Source organism: Nonomuraea sp. B19D2, assembly GCF_040137845.1.
Classification (GTDB): Bacteria; Actinomycetota; Actinomycetes; order Streptosporangiales; family Streptosporangiaceae; genus Nonomuraea.
In genome coordinates, this window is sequence record NZ_JBEFAK010000044.1 from 35762 (window position 1) to 54852 (window position 19091).

The following is a 19091-nucleotide window of genomic DNA, read 5'->3' on the forward strand; positions in this document are numbered from 1 at the left end:
TTCAACCTTTCAAGCCTCCCGCTTCGAGCCCGCGGAAGAAGTAGCGCTGCAAGACGGCGAAGAACGTGACGATGGGAATCAGAGCGATGATCGTGCCGGCCGCGATGAGGCGCGGATCGTCGTAGAAGGTGCCGCGCAGGCGGTTCAGCCCGACGGTGAGGGTGTAGTTGTCCTCGTCGGACAGCACGATGAGGGGCCAGAGGAAGTCGTTCCATGAGCCGACGAAAGCGAAGATCGCCACGACGGTGATGACGCCCTTGACCTGGGGGACGGAGACGCGGATGAACCGCTGCCAGGCGTTGGCGCCGTCGACGATGGCCGCCTCCTCGAACTCGCCGGGCAGGCTGCGGAACGCGTTGCGCATCAGCAGGACGTTGAGCGCGGCCACGGTCGTCGGCAGGACCACCCCCAGCAGGGTGTTGGCCAGACCGGCCCCCCTGATCAGCAGGAACTGGGAGATCAGCACGGTCTCGGCCGGGACGAGCAGGGCCGCGACGCAGATGCCGGCCGCCACCGCGCGGCCGCGGAAGCGCAGCTTGCCCAGCGCGTAACCGGCGCAGGTGGCGCCCACCACGTTCCCGATGACGGCCATGGCGGCCACGATCAGGGAGTTGAGCAGGTAGTGCGGCACCGGGATGCGGTCGAGCACCGTCGAGAAGTTCCCCAGCGTGGGATGGCCGGGGATCAGCTCGGGCGGCCGCGTGTACAGCGCGTCGCCGGCGCCTTTGAGCGACAGCGAGACCTGCCACAGCAGGGGGCCCGCGAGCAGCACGGCCATCAGGACCAGGATCAGGTAGCGCACCACGAGGCCCGGCGAGGGACGGCGCCGCGCGGCCATCACGAGGTCCTCTGCCTGCGCTGCAGGACGAGCTGCGCGATCAGCAGCCCGCCGAGGATGACGAACATGACCAGGCTGATCGCGCCCGCGTATCCGGTACGCGCCTGCAGGCCGGTGCCCTCGCGCTGGATGAGCATGGTCATCGTGAGGTCGCCGCCGCCCACCCCGCCGGTGCCGTCGGTGAGCACGTAGATCTCGCCGAACACCCGGAAGGCCGCCACCGAGGACAGCACGCCGATGAGCCCCATCGTGGAGCGCACCCCTGGCACGGTGACGTTGAGGAAGGTCCGCACGGGGCCCGCGCCGTCCATCGCCGCCGCGTCGTAGAGGCTCGGATCGATGTTGGCCAGCGCGGCCAGGTAGATGACCATGTAGTAGCCCAGGCCCATCCACACGGTGACGAACATCGCGCTGAACAGCAGCAGCCAGCGGTCGGTGAGGAAGGGAACGGGCTCGGCGACCGCTTTGAGCGTGCCGAGCAGCTCGTTCACCAGGCCGCGCTTGTCGAGCATGTTCGTCCAGATCAGCCCGACGACGACCGGCGACATGATCACCGGCAGGTACATGGTGGTGCGGAAGAACCCCATCAGCCGCCCGGCGCCGCTCAGCAGCGAGGCGAGGACGAGCGGCAGCGCGACCATGAGCGGCACCACGCACACCGTGTAGAGAGTCGAGTTCAGCAGCGCGGTGCCGAACCGCTCATCGGCGAACATCCGCCGGAAGTTGTCCCACCCGGTGAACTCCCCGCTCCTCAGCAGGGTGGAGTCCGTGAACGCCAGCCGCAACGTGTTCAGGAACGGCACGAGGACCAGGAGCACGATGACGGCCAGCGCCGGCAGCAGGAACAGCCACGGGGTCACGCGCCACCGATGGGTGGCCGGGGCCGTGTCCTCCTGCCGGAGCCGGCGCTGATGGGCGGAGATCGTCATCCGTGCGAGGCCAGCCGCTCGTTGGAGTACTTGACGGACTCGTCCAGCGCCTGCTGCACCGTCTTCTTGCCGAGCAGGGCCTGGGCGATCTGCTCGCGGAGCGTGTCGGCGTCGGCCGAGCCGGAGAACGCCGGCGGCCACCACACGATCGCCTTCTTGACCTGGACGGCGCTCTCCAGGCGCACCTTCGTGGCGGGGGCGCCGTCGTCCTTGGTGAAGTACTCGTCGTCCATCGACCCGGCCGACGAGGGGAACACCGAGGCCTTCTTGGCGAAGGCGAGCTGGTTGGCGGCGTTGGTCACGTACTTGGCGAAGGCCGTGGCCAGGGGCTGGTTCTTGCCGGTGGCGTTCACGACGAGCGACTCGATGTACATGTTGGGCGCGGCGTTGCTGATGCGCGGCCCGATCCCGAGCGACTTGTAGATGTCGGGCGCGGTGTCCTTCAGGTCGTTGAGGGTGTACGAGCTGCCCGACAGGTACGCCAGCCGGCCGGCCTTGAACTCCTCCACCTCCTTGGTCTGGAGGTTGTTCAGCGACTCCTGGGTCAGGCCCTTGCTGGCGAACAGCTTCCTGAAGCGCTCGACGAACTCCACGCCCTTGGCGTCGTTGTAGGTGAACTTCTTGCCCGCGGCGTCCATGAGGGGCACCCCGTACTCGCCGAACATCTCGATGACGGGCATCCGGGCGAGCATCGACACGTCCGAGCAGTTCTTGGCCATGGTCTCGGCCTGGTTGAAGAGCTCGTCGTACGTGGCGGGCAGCTTGGCCGGGTCCAGGCCGCACTTCTTGAACAGCGCCGTGTTGAAGAACGACGGCCCGGTGTTCAGGTACCACGGGTAGCCGTAGGTCCCTCCGCCCAGACCGCTGAACGTCATCGCCTGCCACGCCTTGTCCAGGTACAGGCTCTTGGCCTGGGGGTCGGCCTTGGCCAGGTCGAGCAGGACACCCGCCTGGGCCAGGGTGTAGGCGGCCTCGGGCCCCATGTCCACGACGTCCGGGAGCGCCCCCGCCGCGGCGTCGGCCGACAGCTTGTCCTGGTAGCCCTCGGCGGGCTGGTCCACCCAGGTGATCTTCGTGCCCGGGTGCTCCTTCTCGAAGGCCGCGATCAGGTCGGTGAAGTAGGGCGTGAACTTCTCGTTCTTCAGGTTCCACGTCTGGAACTTGATCGTCCCCGACAGCGCCCCGCCCGAGGCCTGCGGCGTCGGATCACCGCCACACCCGGACAGCAGCAGCGATCCCAGGGCGAGGGCCGCGACGCAGGTCCATTTTCTCATTGGACGTCCTCCTTGAGTGATGCATGAGTGGCGATCCGCAGGGTCGCCACCTGGAAGGGGCCGAGATCCAGCCGGGCCTCGCTCGCCGGACGGCGCCCCCCGGCCAGGGCCACGGGCAGGTCCCCGTCGCCGCCGATCTCCCGTTCGAGCAGGTCGGTCTCCCACACGACGGCTCCCGTGCCGAGCTCCTCGCGGCAGTGCAGCCGTGCGCTCGCCCGTGCTCCCTGGGTCTCGTACACCCGTACGACGAGGTCCCCGGAGCCGTCGTCGGCCTGCTTCACCCAGTCGACGAGCGCATGCCCGGTGAGGAGCTCCAGCCGCACCAGCGGCGCAGAAAGCCCGGCGATGCCGGGCGCGTTGAACGCGTGGGCGGCCTCGACCGCGGCGGGCACGTCCGCGCCGGGCAGCACCGCCCAGCGGAAGGCATGCGTGCCCACGTCGGCCTGCGGATCGGGGAAGCGCGCACCCCGGAGCAGGGACAGCCGGACGACGGTGGAGTCGCCGTCGGCGCGGGCGTCGGCGCCGTACATCGAGTCGTTGACGATCGCGACGCCGAAATCCCCGTCGGCCACCTGCACGTAGCGGTGCATCGCGGCCTCGAACATCGCCTCCTCGTCCACGGTGTTCGTGAGCAGCGGCCGTTCCACGTACCCGTACTGCGTCTCGAACCGCGCGGTGCGCGCCATGACCCGCACCGGCACGGCGACCTTCAGCAGGCGCTCGCGTTCCTGCCAGTCGACGGCGCACTCGGTCTCGAACCGCCCGGTGCCGGCCCGCAACCACATGGTCAGCGTGATCGTCGACGTGCCCGCCCGCCGGACCACCTCCACGCCGGCGTCGGGCCCGCTGCGGATCACCCTGCGGCTCGTGACCTGGTCGAGGACCTGGGGGTGGCGCAGCACGTGCCGGTCCACGTCCCAGGCGTCCCAGCGCACCGGCTCGTCGCGGAAGAGCTGCAGCTCGTTGAGGCGCCGTCCGGGCGGGACGACCTCCCGGCCGTTGCGCACGTCGAACAGCGAGGTGACGTGGCCGTCGTCGCCGATCACGACGCGTAGCAGGCCGTCCTCCAGTACGGTGCCGCCGTCGCCGGCCTCGGCGACGGCCGCGCCCGGTTCCGCCGCGGGCTCGGCGGGTCCGGCCAGTTCGCCGCCCAGCGCCGCGCCGGCCTGCTTGATCAGGTCGTGCAGCCGTTCCTCGACCGCCCGGTAGGTGTCGCGGGCCTCGCGGTGCACCCAGCTGATCGAGGTGCCCGGGAGGATGTCGTGGAACTGGTGCAGCAGTACGGTGCGCCAGATCTCGTCGAGGTCCGCGCGCGGATAGGGCGCGCCGCGCAGCGCGCTCGCCGCCGCGCTGAGCTGTTCCGCCGCCCGCAGCAGCGACTCGCAGCGCCGGTTGTGCCGTTTCATGGCCGCCTGCGAGGTCAGGGTGCCCCGGTGCAGCTCCAGATAGAGCTCGCCACGGTAGACCGGCTGCAGCGGCCCGGCGTCCCGCAGCTCGGCCTCGGCCTCCTGGAAGAACTCCGCCGGAGCCCTGGAGAGCACGCGGGGCGCGCCCTCCAGATCGGCGAAGCGGCGCAGCCGCCCGGCCATCTCCCGGGTGGGGCCGCCGCCTCCGTCGCCGTACCCGTAGGGCAGCAGCGAGTGGGAGGCGATCGCCTTGTCCTTGAACGTGGCGACGGCGTGGTGGAGCTCGCGGGCGGTCACCTCGGCGGCGTACGTCTCCGCGGGCGGGAAGTGGGTGAAGATGCGCGTGCCGTCGATGCCCTCCCACCAGAAGGAGTGGTGCGGGAAGACCGTGCTGTCGTTCCAGGAGATCTTCTGGGTCAGGAACCAGCGGGACCCGGCCCTGCGGGCCAGCTGCGGCAGGGCGCCCGAGTAGCCGAAGGAGTCGGGCAACCACACCTCGCGCGGCTCCCGGCCGAACCGGCTGAGGAAGTACCTCTTGCCGTAGGTCAGCTGGCGCACCATCGACTCGCCGGTGGGGATGACGCCGTCCGCCTCGACCCACATGCCTCCGACGGGCACGAACCGGCCCTGCTCGACGTAGTGCCGCACGCGGGCGAACAGCTGCGGGTAGTGCTCTTCGAGCCAGCTGAAGTGCTGTGCCGCCGACATCGTGTACACCAGGTCGGGGTCGGCGTCGAGGAGGGCGAGCGCGTTGGAGACCGTTCGGGCGAGCTTGCGTACCGTCTCGCGCAGCGGCCACAGCCACGCCGTGTCCATGTGAGCGTGCCCGACGGCCGTGATCCGGTGGGCGCTGGCGTACGCGGGCGTGGCCAGGAGCGGCGCGAGGACGGCGCGCGCCCGCCGGGCGCTCGCCTCGGCGTCCGCCTCGTCGTAGACGTCCAGGGCCTCTTCGATCGCGCGCAGCAGCCGCCAGTGACGCGGCTCGTCCGCGCTCAGCTCGGCGGCCAGGCCGCCGAGCACGTCCAGGTCGCAGGCGAGCGCGTGGATCCCGGGCGAGAACGCGGCGATCTCCGCGCGGCGCAGCCGGAACTGCTCGAACGGCTCCTCCGCCCCCTTCTCGCCGTGCTCGGTGACGACGAAGGGAGGCAGCCCGAGCAGCAGGGGATTCGCCGCCGCCTCGACGTGGAGCAGGAACGCGCCGTCGGCGTCGAGCAGGCCCGGGACGGCTCCGTCGCCCCGTAACCGGATGTCGGACTGGCGGGGGTGCAGGCCCTTGACGATCGTGCCGTCCGGGGTGAAGACCAGGCCCTCGCAATGACCGCCCACGGAGTGGTCGAACCAGCCCAGGTCCAGCACGAGGTCGACCGGTCCTGCCCGCCCCGGGTCCACCGTGCCGCGGATCCGGAACCAGGTCGTGGCCCAGGCCTCACCCCAGGCGGCGCCCAAGGGGAAGGGGCGGTAGTCAGGGGTGGTGCGGCCGGTGTCGGCGCCGAGCCCGAGGGCATGGCGCGCACTCACCGGCTCCCCGTCATCCGGGACCGTCCATGCCTCGACCTCGACGCCGCCCAGACGGGTGTGCAGCCGGGGCATGATCCGTTCTCGCCGTACGCGGCTCAGCCTCTCGAGCGTGCGGCTGAGGTGGTTGTGCATGTCGTACCTCTCCGTAGCGGAGATAACACAATGGGCCTAATACGTTTTAGTACGTTAAGATCAGCAAACGACCGCAGACTAATACGTTTTAGGTCCTGTGGTCACCCGGGGAAATCATCAAGTTTGCATAACGACGGTTGTCCGCATGGAGGAGCGATGCCGCCGAACGACCAGGTTCCGCCTCAGGACCCGGCCGACTCGCCGGGACCTCCTGAGTCCTCGGCGGACACCGCGCCTGCCCGGCTGAGGAGCACCGACATCGCGCGGCTGGCGGGTGTCTCCGTGTCGGCGGTCTCGCTGGCGTTCAACGCGCGCCCCGGCATCAGCGACGCGACGCGCAAGCGCATCCTCGATGTCGCCGCGGAGCTCAACTGGCGCCCGCACCGGGCGGCGCGTGCCCTCAAGGGGGCCAACAGCGACGTGGTCGGCATCGTCATCGCGCGTCCGGCCCGCACGCTGGGCGTCGAGCCGTTCTTCGCCCATGTCCTGTCCGGCCTGCAGTCCCGCCTGTCCAACGCGGGAATCGCGACACAGCTCCTCATTGTCGAGGACACCCAGGCGGAGATGGAGGTCTACCGCCGCTGGGCCGCCGAGAACCGGGTCGACGGGCTCGTGCTGCTCGACCTCGCCGTCGACGACGTCCGGCCGCAGCTCGTCGCCGACCTGCGCGTCCCCGCCGTCATCCTGGGCGGCCACGGGGCCCCCTTGCCGCTGAGCAGCGTCTGGGTCGACGACCACGCGGCCATGACACGCATCCTGGAGTACCTCACCGGGCTCGGCCACCGCTTCATCGGCCATGTCAGCGGGATCCCCTCCTACCAGCACACGCGGCGCCGCATGCGGGCCATCGGCGACGCGCGGGAGACGCTCGGCATCGACATCGCCAGCGTGGCGACCGACTACTCCGACACCCAGGGCGCGTCGGCCACCCGCCGCCTGCTGGAGGCGAGCCCGCGGTGCACGGCGATCATCTACGACAGCGACGTCATGGCCGCGGCGGGCCTGGGCGTGGCCACCGAGATGGCCGTGTCGGTCCCCGGTGAGGTGTCCATCGTGTCCTTCGACGACTCCATCCTCACGCAGCTGCCGCATCCGCCGATCACCGCCCTGACGCGCGACACGTACGCGCTCGGCATGCTGACGGCGACCGAGCTGCTCCACGTGCTGGCCGAGCGTCCGGAGCCCCGGGCGGTGCAGGCTCCCACTCCCGAGCTCGTCGTCCGCGGCAGCACCGCCCCGCCGGGCGCCTGATCGCTGCCCGTACGCAGCTGCGTGGTCAGGCGGTGACCTGGTCGAGGAGCTCCAGCAGGTGGTGGTACGGCCGGCCGGTGGCGCGGGTCAGGCCGAGCTCGCAGGTGCGGTTGAGCGAGGCGTGCGCGGCGAAGTCCCCGGCTGCCACGGACGCGGCCTCGGCCCGGGTGGCCGAGGCGGTCAGCTCCGGATGCAGCAGGCCGCGGTCGCCGGCGAAGGCGCAGCACTGCCAGCCGTCGGGGACCACGACCTGCTCGGCGACGGCCTCGGCGATCCGCGTGACGGCGGCGTCCAGCCCGAGACGGGTGGCGGAGCAGGTGGGATGCAGGGCAAGGGAGGGCAGGCGGCGGGCGTCCGGCAGGCGGGGCAGGATGTGCTCCGCCGTGAAGGCGACCGCGTCGGCCACCTCGAGGTCGGGGACGAGGCGGTCGAAGCCCTCGGTGCAGGAGGCGGCGTCGCTGACGATCGGGAGGCGGCCGCCGTCGGTGGCCGCCAGCAGGCTCTCGCGGACGCGGTGGCCCATGGCCTCGTAGCCGTCGGTGTAGCCCTTCGACGACCAGGGCGTGCCGCAGCACAGGCTCCCGATCCCCTCCGGGACGTGCAGCCGCAGGCCGGCGCGCTCGGCCAGGCGGCGGAACGCGGTCATGACGCCTGGGCCGCCGTCGGCGGGGGCGAACAGCGTGTTCAGGCAGGACGGGACGTAGACGGCGTCGGCACCGGCGGCCGGGGCGGGGCGGCGGCGGGTGCCGCCGCGGGGCAGGTCGCGGGTCCACTGGGGGACCGTGTCGGGGCCGGCGACGGCGCGGGCGGCTCGGCCGGCGCCCTCGGCCAGCCGGGGCGGGGCCGCGGCCGCGGTGTCCAGGGCCAGGTTCATCGCCCGGGTGACCCCGTCCCAGTGGCGGGCGGCCGTCTTCCAGCCCTTCTGCGCCAGGCTCCCGTGCCGCTCGGCGCGCAGGCGTTTGGTCAGGTCGCCGGTGTTGATGAGGACGGGGCAGGCGGTGGCGCACATGCCGTCCACGGCGCAGGTGTCGACCGCGTCGTAGCCGTACTCCTCCGCCAGCCGCCGGGCGAGCGCGTGGTCGCCGGCCTCCTGGGCGGCGGCCAGCTCGCGGCGGAGCACGATGCGCTGGCGCGGGGTGGTGGTGAGGTCACGGCTGGGGCAGACGGGCTCGCAGTAGCCGCACTCGACGCACCGGTCGACCTCGGGCTCGACGGTGACGACCGCCTTGAGGTCGCGCAGGTGCGCGTTCGGGTCGTCGGTGAGGACGACGCCGGGGTTGAGCGTGCCCGCGGGGTCGCACAGGCGCTTGACCTCGCGCATCACCTCGTACAGCTCGTCGCCGTACTGGCGGCGGACGAAGGGGGCCATGACGCGGCCGGTGCCGTGCTCGGCCTTGAGCGTGCCGCCCCGGTCGAGGACGGCCTCGACCATGTCCTCGGTGAAGTCGGCGTAGCGCTGCAGGTCCGTGTCGAAGCGCTCGTTGAGCATGAAGTGCAGGTTGCCGTCCTTGGCGTGGCCGAAGATGACGCTGCGCTCGTACCGGTGCTTGGCGAACAGGCCGGTCAGCTCGTCGCAGAGGCCGGCCAGGGCGGGCACCGGCACGGCGACGTCCTCCAGGAGGGCGGTGGTGCCGCTGGGGCGGGCGCCGGCGACGGAGGCGTACAGGCCCTTGCGGATGTGCCACAGCGCGGCCCGGCCGCCGGCGTCCCTGCTGAGGCGGGCCGGGGCGGCCAGCGCCAGCCCGGGGAACAGCTGCTCGGCGGCGCGTTCGCGCTCAGCGAGCAGGTCTGCGCCGGATTCCTGCCACTCCACCAGGAGCGCGGCGTGCTCGGCCACGGTGAGCGTACGCAGGACGTCGTCGGCCTTCGGGTCGGTCTGGGCCACGCGCAGGGACTCGGCGTCCAGCAGCTCGACGGCGGCGGGCTCGGCGGCGACCAGCTCGGGCATCGCCGCCATCGCCTGGCGCAGGGTGGGGAAGACGAGCAGCCCGGTGGCGGCCAGGGGATGGGCGGGGACCGTGCGCAGCACCGCTTCGGCGACGAAGCCCAGCGTGCCCTCGCTGCCGATGATCAGGTGGGCGAGGATCTGCGCGGGGGAGTCGTGGTCGAGGAAGCTGTTGAGGCCGTAGCCCATGGTGTTCTTGAGCGAGAACTGGGCGGTGACGCGGCGCACCGAGTCGGGGTTGCCGCGCACGCGGTCGCGCAGCCGTTCCAGGCCCGCGGCGAGGTCGGGCTCCAGGGCGCGCAGCCGTTCCTCGGCGTCAGGGGCGCCGGTGTCGATCACGGTGCCGCTGGGCAGCACCAAGGTCATCGACTCCAGCGTCCGGTACGTGTTGGCGTGCGTGCCGCAGGTCATGCCGCTGGAGTTGTTCGCGACGACCCCGCCGATCGTGCACGCCGACTCGCTGGCCGGGTCCGGCCCCAGCTTGCGGCCGTACGCGGCGAGCCGGGCGTTGACCTGCCGCAGCACCGCGCCCGGTTGTACGCGCACCCGCGCGCCGTCGTCGAGCACCTCGATGCCGCGGAAGTGCCGGCGGGTGTCGACCAGCAGGTGCTCGCTCACGCCCTGCCCGCTCAGGCTGGTGCCGCCCGAGCGGAAGGTCAGCGGCAGGCCGGCGCGCAGCAACGCCGCCACCTGCTCGGCGCTCTCGGGCACCAGCACGGCCTGCGGGGTGAGCAGGTAGTGCGAGGCGTCGTGCGCCATGCCGAGCCGGTCGCTCGCCCGCGTGCGGGCGATGCCGGGCACGGCGGCCTCCACCGCCCTGAGGACGGCGGCGTCGGGCGTGCTCAGCCGCCGCGATTCAAGATCAGTCACGCTGGTGCTCCCGGGACATACCGGCCGAACCGCCCAGAATACCCAGGGCGGCGACGTCCTCACGCCAGACCGAGGCCGGCGAGCTGAGCCCGGCTGGTCACGTTGAGCTTGGGGAAGGCCCGAGGCACTGCTGATCGTGGCCGTGGGCGTGATCCTCGCCGCCGTCGCCACCGCGCTCGGACTGCTCGGACTGTACGCGGCGCTGCTGCAGCTGACCGGCCCGGTCGCGGTGGACGTGCCCTGGCAACCGGTCATCGGGGTGATCGCCCTCTGCTGCGTGCTCGCGGTGCTGGCGGCCGTACTGCCCGCCGGCCGGGTCAAGGCGGTGGCGATCCCCCGGTGACGAGGGGCGGTTGTCAATCGGTGGACGGCCCGGCCTCGACGATGATCTTTGATGCGCTAGTGTACCCCTCCAAGGAGATCATTTTCCTGCCGCGCAAGATCCATGCGGTATCCATGCGCGCGGCTGCCACTGTGTTGCCACATCCCACCTCAGAGATTGGCTGATGCACCGATGAGGCCACGACTCAAAGGCATCTCCTGGGAGCGGGTCGGGGACAAGCTGCGGCTGGTCTATGACCCACGCGACCAGCTGATCCTGACCGACCCCGACGGGACGGTGGAGAAGCTCGTGGGCCTGCTCAGCGAGGGCGGCAGGACCGTCGCCGAGATCGCGGACGAGCTGTCGCTGGACGTGGCCGACGTACGGGACGCCGTCGCGGCGTTCGACGCGGAGCGGCTGCTGGAGGACGGCGACCGCCTCGACCGGCTGGAGCCTGCCGCCGCCGAGCGGTACTTCAGCAACCTGGCCTTCTTCGAGTCGTTCAGCAGCCTCGACCGCAGCCGGGAGGACCTGCAGCGCCGCCTGCGCGAGTCACACGTCCTGGTGCTCGGCACCGGCGGCCTCAACTCCAACACCATCCCGCACCTCGCCGGGCTCGGCGTCGGCGCGATGACGCTGCTCGACCGGGACACCGTGGAACCGCGCAACTTCGCCCGGCAGTACCTCTACCGAGTGGACGACGTCGGCGCGCGCAAGGTCGAGCGCGCCGCGGCGTGGGTGCGGGCCTTCGACCCCGCCATCCAGGTCGAGTGGGTCGAGGCCGACGTCGCCGGACCGGAGCAGCTCGCCGAGCTCATCCGTCGGGTCCGGCCTGACGTGGTCGCCTCCGGCATCGACCGGCCGAACAAGATCGACCTCTGGGTCAACGAGGCATGCGTACGCAACGGCGTGCCGTTCGTCCGCGGCGGCATGTCGGTGACCACCGGGACGGTCTGGTCGGTGAACCCGGGCGTCAGCGCGTGCCGCGCCTGCGTACCCGCCGATCCCTCGAACCCGGACGACTTCGCCGACCCCGACGATCCGGCCATCGCCGACGCCATCGCCGCCACCCGCCTGTTCGTCAGCAGGCCGCAGCCCAACCGCGGGATCGGGCCGGTCGCCGGCCTGCTCGGGGCATTCGGCGCCTTCGAGGTGCTGCGCTACCTGACTGATTTCGAGCCACCGGCGTACGCCGGTCGGCCACTCGCCATCGACTTCGCGCACGGCTGTGCGACCAGTCAGACCGAGTGGCCGCGCGACCCCGGATGTTCGGTATGCGGAGGGAGGTGATCATCGTGAAGATCGAGATCGTGCGAGTCGAGAACGCCAGGCTCACGTCGCTCGTCTACCCCGATTCCTGAGAATCGGCCTCGGGGCCGCACTCCTGCCTGATCGGGGTGCGGCCCCTTCCCTGCTTTCCTGCCGACCACGGAGAGAAGAATGGCCACGTCCCTGGATGAGGAGCTGCGCGAGCGGGCCGCCCGGCTGACGGTCGCCTTCGACGGCGAGGCATGGATTCTCGGCCGCCCCGAGCTGGGCGTTTTCGTCGCGGTGCCGGAACCGGGCGCGGTCTTCGTCACCGCGCTCCAGGAGACCGGCTCGCTCGACGAGGCCACCGCGCGGGCCAGCGAGGTCGCGGGCGAGCAGGTGGACGGTACGGACTTCGTCGACGGGCTCACCGCCGCGGGGCTGCTCGACCCGCCGGCCGAGGCGGGTGGAGCGCGCGGGCAGATCAAATGGATCGAAGGGGTCAGTCCCCGATCGGCGGCCCGGCTGTTCGGGCCCGCCGCCTGGTCGTGTTACGGGGCCGCCGCCGTCTTCGCCGTCGCCCTCCTGCTGATCCGGCCCGATCTGCGTCCCTCCTGGGATGACGCCTGGTTCCTGCCAAGCCCCGGCCTGTCCGTGCTGGGCTGGCTGCTGTTCAGCATCGTGTTCGGCGCCCTGCACGAGGCGTGGCACTGGCTCGCGGGACGGGCGATCGGCGTGCCGGCGATCTTCCGGGTCAGCTATCGGGGCATATACGTCGTCTTCGAGACCGATCTCACCCAGATCGTCACGGTGCCGCGCAACCGCCGCCACGGGGTCTACCTGGCCGGTATGGCCATCGACACCGTGGTCCTGGCGGTCGCGCTGGGACTGCGGCTGCTCGACCCGCCCGGCCCCCTCGACGATCTCCTCGCCGGCGTGGTGCTCTCCCAGGTCATCGCCATCATCTGGCAGTGGGCCGCCCTGCCGCTGCGCAGCGACTCGTACGCGCTGCTCGCGAACGCGCTGCGCTGCCACAACCTCTACCGGACGACCTGGCTGACCGCCAAGGCCACGCTGTTCCGGCTCACCCAGGCCGAGCAGGCCGAGCTGGCCGAGATGAGCGCGCGCGATCGCCAGGTCGGCCGGTGGTTCATGGTGCCGTACGTCGCGGGGATCGCGGCCATGGTCTGGATGTTCGTCACGGGCGTGCTGCCGCTGGTCGTCTCGCTGGGGAGCTGGGGCCTGACGCAGCTCGGTGGCAGCGCGATCGGCTCGGCGGGGTTCTGGGAGGCGCTCGCCGTGGCCGCGTACATCGTCGTGCAGCTGGCTCTGCCGCCGCTGCTGGCCCTTCGCGAGCGCCGCCTGCGCCGGGCCGGCGAGCTCCTCTGAGGCGCCGCGCCGTCATGTCGGCTGCTCGTAGCCGTGTGCGTGCGGGGACCTCGGCCGCGGGCGGGCCGCATCAGTCGCCGAGCAGCCCGAGCACGGCGTTGACAGCCGGGGTCACGGTGCGGACCAGCGCATGGGTGTTGCGGGTGATCCCGATCGTGGAGATCGGGCGGAGCACGACGCCGTCGGGCACGCCGACCACCGTGGCGACCAGTTCGGGGACCAGGGCGGCGCCCAGACCTTCGCGGACCATGCGGAGGGCGAGCGCGTAGTCGTCGGCCGTGTGGATGACGTTCGGGCGGAAGCCCGCCAGCGCGCAGGCGCGGTTGAGCATCTCGTGGTCGGTGGTGCCCTGGGAGCCCGCTGTCCATGACTCCTCGCGCAGCAGGCGCAGATCCACCGCGCCGTTCGCGGCCGGGTGGCCCACGGGAAGGGCGATCATGATGGGCTCGACGCCCAGGGGCCGCCGGGAGACTCCGGGCGGAGGGTCCTCGGGGATCAGGCTGTAGGTGAAGGTGATCCCGAGGTCGCAGTCGCCGTCGCGGAGCGCCTCGACCGCCTCCCGGGGCTCGAGCTCGTACACGATCACGTGGAGGCCGGGATGGCGGGTTCTGGCGGCGGCTATCGCGGGCAGCAGGCGGTGGACCGCGGCCGTGGCGAAACAGGCCACCCGGACGGGCCCTCTGGGGGTCGCGGCCGAGCGGAGGTCTTCTTCCGCGGCGTCCAGCGCGTTCAGGACGATGTGCGCGTGCCGGACGAGGCGCTGCCCTTCGGCCGTGAGGCGGACGCGGCGCCCGGCACGCTCGAACAACGGCACCTTGGCCTCACGTTCCAGGGTGGCGAGCTGCTGCGAGACGGCGGACGAGGTCATGCCGCAGACCTCACCCACGGCGGTCATCGTGCCGTGCTCGGCGAACTCGCGCAGGAGACGGAGCCGGGTGGGATCCAGCATCAAGAAATCCTTATAGATCAGTGGAGAAATACTAAGTGGACGTTGCCGATTGGACCACGCGACACTGATGCCCGGCCACCAGAAATCGATGCGAGGAGGGCAAGATGCTGACTGTCGTTGAGGTCCCGCAGTGGCAGGGCTCGCTGTCACCCACGGCGCCCAAACTGGTCGAAGGCGCCGCCCGGCTGGCCGCGATGGTTCCTGACGCCGAGCACATACGGGTGGACACCGGCGCCACCCTGGCCGAGACCGCCGATCGGGTCCGGCGGGCGCTCCCGCACGACGGCTTCGTCGTCACGGTCGGCGGGGACTGCGGCGTCGAGCTCGAACCGGTCGCGGCCGCGCTGCGCCGCTACGGCGACCGCCTGAACCTCGTGTGGTTCGACGCCCACGGCGACATGAACAGCCCCGACACGTCCCCGTCGGGCGCCTTCCACGGCATGATCCTGCGCACTCTCCAGGGCGAGGGCCCGCCCGACCTGGTGCCGTCACCGGCGCTGCGCCCGGACCAGGTCGCCCTGGCCGGAACGCGTTGCCTGGATCCCGCCGAGGCCGACTACATCGAGCGGGCAGGCATCGGCGGCCTGTCCAGCATCGACGAGAACGCGGTCCTCTACATCCACGTAGACCTTGACGTCCTGGACGGCATCACATCGGTCGGCTACCCGGAACCCGACGGCCTGTCGGCGCAGGCGCTGACCGAGGCGGTCGCCGGCCTGGCCGCCCGGCACGAGATCGTCGGCCTGGGCATCACCGAATACGCGCCCTCGGACCCGCGGGACGAGGAGATGCTCAGGAAGCTGGTCCCCGAACTCGTCCGGTTGTGCGGCCCCGCTGCGTCGCCATGACGATGCGGCGCCGCAGTTCCTCCGGGGTTTTCGTCGTCGCGGGTGAGGCCGTCCTGTGATACCTTCGGCGTCGTCGTGCACCGCTGCTACTCGAGGAGGTGAGACCGATCAACGCTGTGACAGGTCGGGGCTCCCTCCCTTGCATGGCCTAGGGAGCGCCCGCAGAAGGCATCCCGAAAGGCCTGAAACGCTATGCGCTTCACGTCCCAGACGTCGTCGGACGGCGTCACCGAACAGCTCTTCACCCTCGGCGAGACCCCCGGTGTGCTGTGGACACCGGAAGGCGCCCTCGGCACTCGTCCCGTGATCCTGATGGGACACGGCGGCGGGCAACACAAGAAGGCCCCCGGCGTCCTGGCCCGCGCGCGCCGTTTCGCCGCCGAGGGCGGTTTCGCGGTCGTCGCGATCGACGTGCCCAACCACGGCGAGCGGCCGAAAGACGAGGCGTTCAACCAGCTCGTGACCGAGATGCGGGCCGGTGCGGCCGCAGGCGAGGATCCGGCTCCGCTGATCGACGCCATGCACGACCTCCTGGCCGGGCAGACCGTCGCGGAATGGCAGGCGGTCCTGACCGCGGTCCAGCGACTCGACCATGTCGGCGCCGGTCCGGTCGGCTACTGGGGTGTGTCGATGGGCTGCGGGCTCGGTGTCCCGTTCGTCGCCGCAGAACCCCGAGTCGGCGCCGCGGTGCTGGGCCTGCTCGGGTCGCCCGTGCTGGCCGGGACCGCCGCGCGGATCACCGTGCCGGTGCAGTTCCTGGTCCAGTGGGACGACGAGCGGGTGCCGCGGGCCGATAGCCTGGCGTTGTTCGACGCCCTGGCCTCACCAGGCAAGACGCTGCACGCCAACCCCGGCAAGCACGGGGAGATCCCCGCGTTTGAAACGGACAGCTCGCTGCGGTTCTTCACCAGGCATCTCGGCCAGGACGCGCCTGTGCCTGCGTGATTTGCGGCGGGAGCCCTGAACCTCGGGCTCACACCGCCGTTGCTTGACCGACGCGATCGCGCACGGCGTGCTCAATGGCATGGAGCACGCCGTGAAGCGCCGTCGCGCAAAGGGTCTCTTTTATGCGACTGGCCCACCGGGTCGGGACATTTCCCGCTATGGTGCCGAAGATCCCATACGGCTGTCACAGGAGTCCCATGCCGCGCGTCGAACCCCTACGGGAAGGCGACCCCACTGCCGTGGGGCCCTACCGCCTGTTCGGGCGTCTGGGCGCGGGCGGCCAGGGAGTGGTCTACCTGAGCCAGGGGCCCGACGGCCGGCCGGTCGCGGTCAAGGTGCTGCGCGAGGCACTCGCCGACGAGCGCTTCGCCAAGGAGGTCGAGGCGGCGCGCCGGGTGGAGCCGTTCTGCATCGCCCAGGTGCTCGATGCCTCGCTGGGCGGCCGGCCGTACATCGTGACCGAGTACGTCGAGGGGCCTTCGCTTCAGCAGGCCGGCCGCCATGTCGGGGCTGACCTGCAGCGGCTCGCGGTGGCCACCGCGACCGCGCTGGCGGCCATCCATCAGGCGGGCATCGTCCATCGCGACTTCAAACCCGCCAACGTGCTGCTCGGACCGGGCGGGCCCCGGGTCATCGACTTCGGGATCTCCCGGTCTGTCGAAGCGGGGCCGACGGCTGCCAGCAGCATCGTGGGGACGCCCGCGTACATGGCGCCGGAGCAGCTCGCCGGCGAGCGGATCGGGCCGGCCGTCGACGTGTTCGCGTGGGCGTCGGTGATGGTGTTCGCGGCCACCGGGGCGCCCCCGTTCGGCGACGACTCGCTGCCCGCGGTGATCAATCGGATCCTGCACAACGAGCCGCAGGTCGGCGACCTGCCGCAGCCGTTGCGCGCGATCGTCCTGGGGTGCCTGGCCAAGGATCCGGCGCGCCGGCCGGCCATGCGGGACGTGTTGCTGCAGCTGCTGGGCGGACAGGCTCCGGGACATCCGGACGGCGCCGGGTCCACTGTTCCGGGGCGGCGACCGCGGGGGAGCAGGACGGCGCTCGTCGCGTGCGTCTCGGGCCTGGGGGCGCTGGCGGTCGCGGGCGCCGTCGTCTGGGGGGCCACGAGTGTCTGGGGCCTCCCGCTGGCGCGACCGAGTACGCAGCCACTGTCGCTCACCTCCGCCGGGACGCCGACCTCGGCGAAGGCGCCGACCCCGACGAGCTCGACGAGAACGAGCCGGCCCCCGAAAAAGACCAAGAGCCCGTCCCCGGCGAAACCGGTGACCACGCCGACCACGAAACCGACCACGAGGCCGACCACGAGGCCCACCGTCAAGCCGACGCAGTCCACTCCCAAACCGGCGACCTCGTCGGTGAAGCCCTCATCCGGCGGCGGTTCTCTGCGGATCGTGCGGGTATGGGTCATCGGTCCCAGACACGCCGACTCCCCGGACTGCCTGTTCGGCCAGAGCAACACCTTCGGCATGGTCGAGGGGACCAAACTGGGCACCACGTTCCGATACGAGTGGCTCCTGAACGGGCGGGTGGTGCAGCGCTCTGAGGGCGTCATCGCCGACTCCCACACCCGGCAGGTCATCGGCCCGCTCGTGAAGCCTGACGGCTCCCACAAGGTCACCCTCCGCCTCACCTCGCCCGCGACCGTGTCGAAGACGCTCTCCTTCACCATCTGCCCGGACGGGAGCGAGTGATGAACCCGCTCCTGCCAGAAGACCCCCAGGCCGTGGGCCCCTACCGGCTGCTCGGGCGTCTGGGCGTGGGCGGCCAGGGGGTGGTCTACCTGGGCCAGCGTCCCGACGGGCGGCGGGTCGCGGTGAAGGTGCTGGAGGACGGCCTGGCCGGCGATCACCGCTTCGCCAAGGAGATCGACGCGGCGCGCCGGGTGGAGCCGTTCTGCATCGCCCAGGTGCTCGATGCCTCGCTGAGCGGCCGGCCGTACATCGTGACCGAGTACGTCGAGGGGCCTTCGCTCCAGGAGGCCGGCCGCCACGTCGGGGCTGACCTGCAGCGGCTCGCGGTGGCGACCGCGACCGCGCTGGCGGCCATCCACCGGGCCGGGGTGGTGCATCGCGACTTCAAACCCGCCAATGTGCTGCTCGGGAGGGACGGGCCGCGGGTCATCGACTTCGGCATCGCCCGCGCGGCCGGCCAGTCGCTGACCGTGACGAGCAGCATCGTCGGCACGCCCGCCTACATGGCGCCCGAGCAGCTGGCAGGCGCGCCGCTCGGTCCCGCGGTGGACGTCTTCGCCTGGGCGTCGGTGATGGTGTTCGCCGCGACGGGAAGTCCGCCGTTCGGCAACGACTCGCTGCCCGCGGTGATCCGCCGCATCCTGCACGACGAGCCGTACCTGGGCGACCTTCCGGCTCCACTGCGCCCGATCGTGCTGGCCTGCCTGGCCAAGGACCCCGCCGCCCGGCCCGCCATGCAGGACGTCCTGCTCCGGCTCATCGGCGCCCCGCCCGTCGGCACGGCAGGCGACGTGGCGGGTCACCGAGGCGGTGCGGCAGGCGGCATGACGGGCCGTCAAGATGGAACGGCGGGTCATGCCGCGCGTCGCCCCCGCTGGAAGGCGTTGCTGGTGGGCACCGGGGCACTGGCGGTGTCCGCCGCCCTGGTGGTCGGGGCGATCATGTGGATGCCCGGCACGGCGACGACGGCCGCACCCGCCAGCTCGGCCATGACGCAGAGCGCCGGCACGGCACCCAGTACGCCGGCCAACAAACAGGGCACCGACAAGCCACCCAGCACGCCGGCCAAGAAGACGCGCCCCACCAGGACCGGCAGCCCGAGGCCCACCGTCTCCCGCACCCGGCCGACACCCGAACCCACGACCTCCCCGCGGAGGACCACCACGACGAAGGCGGCTACGGCGACCGTACGCCTGGCGTCGTTGACGCTGGAGGGTCAGCAGACCGGGAACAACTGCTGGTCGCCCAGCCTCTTCCCCGTCGCCCTGCTCAAGGGCCCGTCGGGCAGGCAGGTCGAGTACGGCTACCGCTGGGTCGTGGACGGCCAGGACGAGGGATGGAAGACCGACTGGGTGACCGGTACGACCAAGAACCGGCGCAACCCCTTCGGCGCCTTCGAGCCGGGCCGGCACACGATCATCTTCCGCCTGCTGACCCCGTCGAAGGCCACCAGGAGCGTGTCGTTCACGGTGTGCGAGCGGTACTCCTGAGAAGAAGGCCATAGGTGTTAGAGGCTAACATCATGTTAGTCTC

14 protein-coding genes are annotated in these 19091 nt (G+C 71.5%); 8 read left to right on the forward strand and 6 right to left on the reverse strand.

Annotated features, from left to right (window positions below; all coding sequences use genetic code 11):
• Position 1: 1 nt before the first annotated feature.
• The 4 genes from ABN273_RS46935 to ABN273_RS46950 are packed head-to-tail and all read right to left on the reverse strand — an operon-like array spanning position 2 to position 6097.
• Positions 2 to 838, reverse strand: coding sequence for a carbohydrate ABC transporter permease (locus tag ABN273_RS46935; RefSeq protein ID WP_349456092.1), 837 nt, complete (start codon positions 836 to 838; stop codon positions 2 to 4).
• Positions 838 to 1767 (reverse strand): carbohydrate ABC transporter permease, encoded by a 930-nt coding sequence (locus ABN273_RS46940; RefSeq protein ID WP_349456093.1) that lies wholly within the window; start codon positions 1765 to 1767, stop codon positions 838 to 840. Before ABN273_RS46940 ends, ABN273_RS46935 begins: the two co-directional genes overlap by 1 nt.
• The gene (locus tag ABN273_RS46945) at positions 1764 to 3041 is read right to left on the reverse strand and encodes an extracellular solute-binding protein (protein ID WP_349456094.1); all 1278 of its coding nucleotides are present in this window, start codon (positions 3039 to 3041) and stop codon (positions 1764 to 1766) included. Before ABN273_RS46945 ends, ABN273_RS46940 begins: the two co-directional genes overlap by 4 nt.
• The gene (locus ABN273_RS46950; protein ID WP_349456095.1) at positions 3038 to 6097 is read right to left on the reverse strand and encodes an alpha-mannosidase; all 3060 of its coding nucleotides are present in this window, start codon (positions 6095 to 6097) and stop codon (positions 3038 to 3040) included. Before ABN273_RS46950 ends, ABN273_RS46945 begins: the two co-directional genes overlap by 4 nt.
• A 156-nt stretch (positions 6098 to 6253) precedes the next feature.
• Between ABN273_RS46950 and ABN273_RS46955 the strand changes: the two genes are divergently transcribed.
• Entirely contained in the window at positions 6254 to 7348 is a 1095-nt protein-coding gene (locus ABN273_RS46955) for a LacI family DNA-binding transcriptional regulator (RefSeq protein WP_349456096.1), read from the forward strand.
• Positions 7349 to 7373: 25 nt separating this feature from the next.
• On the opposite strand, the gene ABN273_RS46960 is transcribed toward ABN273_RS46955, so the two are convergent.
• On the reverse strand, positions 7374 to 10163 hold the full coding sequence (locus tag ABN273_RS46960) for an FAD-binding and (Fe-S)-binding domain-containing protein (protein WP_349456097.1): 2790 nt from the start codon (positions 10161 to 10163) through the stop codon (positions 7374 to 7376).
• A 136-nt stretch (positions 10164 to 10299) separates the two neighbouring features.
• Between ABN273_RS46960 and ABN273_RS46965 the strand changes: the two genes are divergently transcribed.
• From ABN273_RS46965 to ABN273_RS46975, 3 genes are all read left to right on the forward strand, one after another.
• The gene (locus tag ABN273_RS46965; protein WP_349456098.1) at positions 10300 to 10506 is read left to right on the forward strand and encodes a hypothetical protein; all 207 of its coding nucleotides are present in this window, start codon (positions 10300 to 10302) and stop codon (positions 10504 to 10506) included.
• 171 nt (positions 10507 to 10677) lie between these two features.
• A complete protein-coding gene (locus ABN273_RS46970) occupies positions 10678 to 11775 on the forward strand; it encodes a HesA/MoeB/ThiF family protein (protein ID WP_349456099.1) in 1098 nt (365 codons plus the stop codon).
• A gap of 150 nt (positions 11776 to 11925) precedes the next feature.
• Positions 11926 to 13122, forward strand: a complete 1197-nt coding sequence (locus tag ABN273_RS46975; protein WP_349456100.1) for a hypothetical protein — start codon at positions 11926 to 11928, stop codon at positions 13120 to 13122.
• A 70-nt stretch (positions 13123 to 13192) separates the two neighbouring features.
• Here the strand turns inward: ABN273_RS46975 and ABN273_RS46980 are convergent, their stop codons facing one another.
• A complete protein-coding gene (locus tag ABN273_RS46980) occupies positions 13193 to 14071 on the reverse strand; it encodes a LysR family transcriptional regulator (RefSeq protein WP_349456101.1) in 879 nt (292 codons plus the stop codon).
• 104 nt (positions 14072 to 14175) lie between these two features.
• Here ABN273_RS46980 and ABN273_RS46985 point away from each other — a divergent pair, with 104 nt between their 5' ends.
• From ABN273_RS46985 to ABN273_RS47000, 4 genes are all read left to right on the forward strand, one after another.
• The gene (locus ABN273_RS46985) at positions 14176 to 14919 is read left to right on the forward strand and encodes an arginase family protein (RefSeq protein WP_349456102.1); all 744 of its coding nucleotides are present in this window, start codon (positions 14176 to 14178) and stop codon (positions 14917 to 14919) included.
• A 192-nt stretch (positions 14920 to 15111) separates the two neighbouring features.
• Positions 15112 to 15864 carry a dienelactone hydrolase family protein gene (locus ABN273_RS46990; RefSeq protein ID WP_349456103.1) on the forward strand — a complete coding sequence of 251 codons (753 nt, stop codon included), beginning with the start codon at positions 15112 to 15114 and terminating at the stop codon, positions 15862 to 15864.
• A gap of 197 nt (positions 15865 to 16061) precedes the next feature.
• Positions 16062 to 17558 (forward strand): serine/threonine-protein kinase, encoded by a 1497-nt coding sequence (locus tag ABN273_RS46995; RefSeq protein ID WP_349456104.1) that lies wholly within the window; start codon positions 16062 to 16064, stop codon positions 17556 to 17558.
• Complete coding sequence (locus tag ABN273_RS47000) at positions 17558 to 19048, forward strand: serine/threonine-protein kinase (protein WP_349456105.1); 1491 nt, start codon at positions 17558 to 17560, stop codon at positions 19046 to 19048. Before ABN273_RS46995 ends, ABN273_RS47000 begins: the two co-directional genes overlap by 1 nt.
• Positions 19049 to 19091 lie beyond the last annotated feature (43 nt).

Bases quoted from the DNA above. Each gene is read 5' to 3' on its own strand.
- ABN273_RS46935 (WP_349456092.1), bottom strand. From the start codon at position 838: ATGGCCGCGCGGCGCCGTCCCTCGCCGGGCCTCGTGGTGCGCTACCTG.
- ABN273_RS46940 (WP_349456093.1), bottom strand. From the start codon at position 1,767: ATGACGATCTCCGCCCATCAGCGCCGGCTCCGGCAGGAGGACACGGCC.
- ABN273_RS46975 (WP_349456100.1), top strand. From the start codon at position 11,926: ATGGCCACGTCCCTGGATGAGGAGCTGCGCGAGCGGGCCGCCCGGCTG.
- ABN273_RS46990 (WP_349456103.1), top strand. From the start codon at position 15,112: ATGCGCTTCACGTCCCAGACGTCGTCGGACGGCGTCACCGAACAGCTC.
- ABN273_RS46995 (WP_349456104.1), top strand. From the start codon at position 16,062: ATGCCGCGCGTCGAACCCCTACGGGAAGGCGACCCCACTGCCGTGGGG.
- ABN273_RS46980 (WP_349456101.1), bottom strand. From the start codon at position 14,071: ATGCTGGATCCCACCCGGCTCCGTCTCCTGCGCGAGTTCGCCGAGCAC.
- ABN273_RS47000 (WP_349456105.1), top strand. From the start codon at position 17,558: ATGAACCCGCTCCTGCCAGAAGACCCCCAGGCCGTGGGCCCCTACCGG.
- ABN273_RS46985 (WP_349456102.1), top strand. From the start codon at position 14,176: ATGCTGACTGTCGTTGAGGTCCCGCAGTGGCAGGGCTCGCTGTCACCC.
- ABN273_RS46950 (WP_349456095.1), bottom strand. From the start codon at position 6,097: ATGCACAACCACCTCAGCCGCACGCTCGAGAGGCTGAGCCGCGTACGG.
- ABN273_RS46970 (WP_349456099.1), top strand. From the start codon at position 10,678: ATGAGGCCACGACTCAAAGGCATCTCCTGGGAGCGGGTCGGGGACAAG.
- ABN273_RS46955 (WP_349456096.1), top strand. From the start codon at position 6,254: ATGCCGCCGAACGACCAGGTTCCGCCTCAGGACCCGGCCGACTCGCCG.
- ABN273_RS46945 (WP_349456094.1), bottom strand. From the start codon at position 3,041: ATGAGAAAATGGACCTGCGTCGCGGCCCTCGCCCTGGGATCGCTGCTG.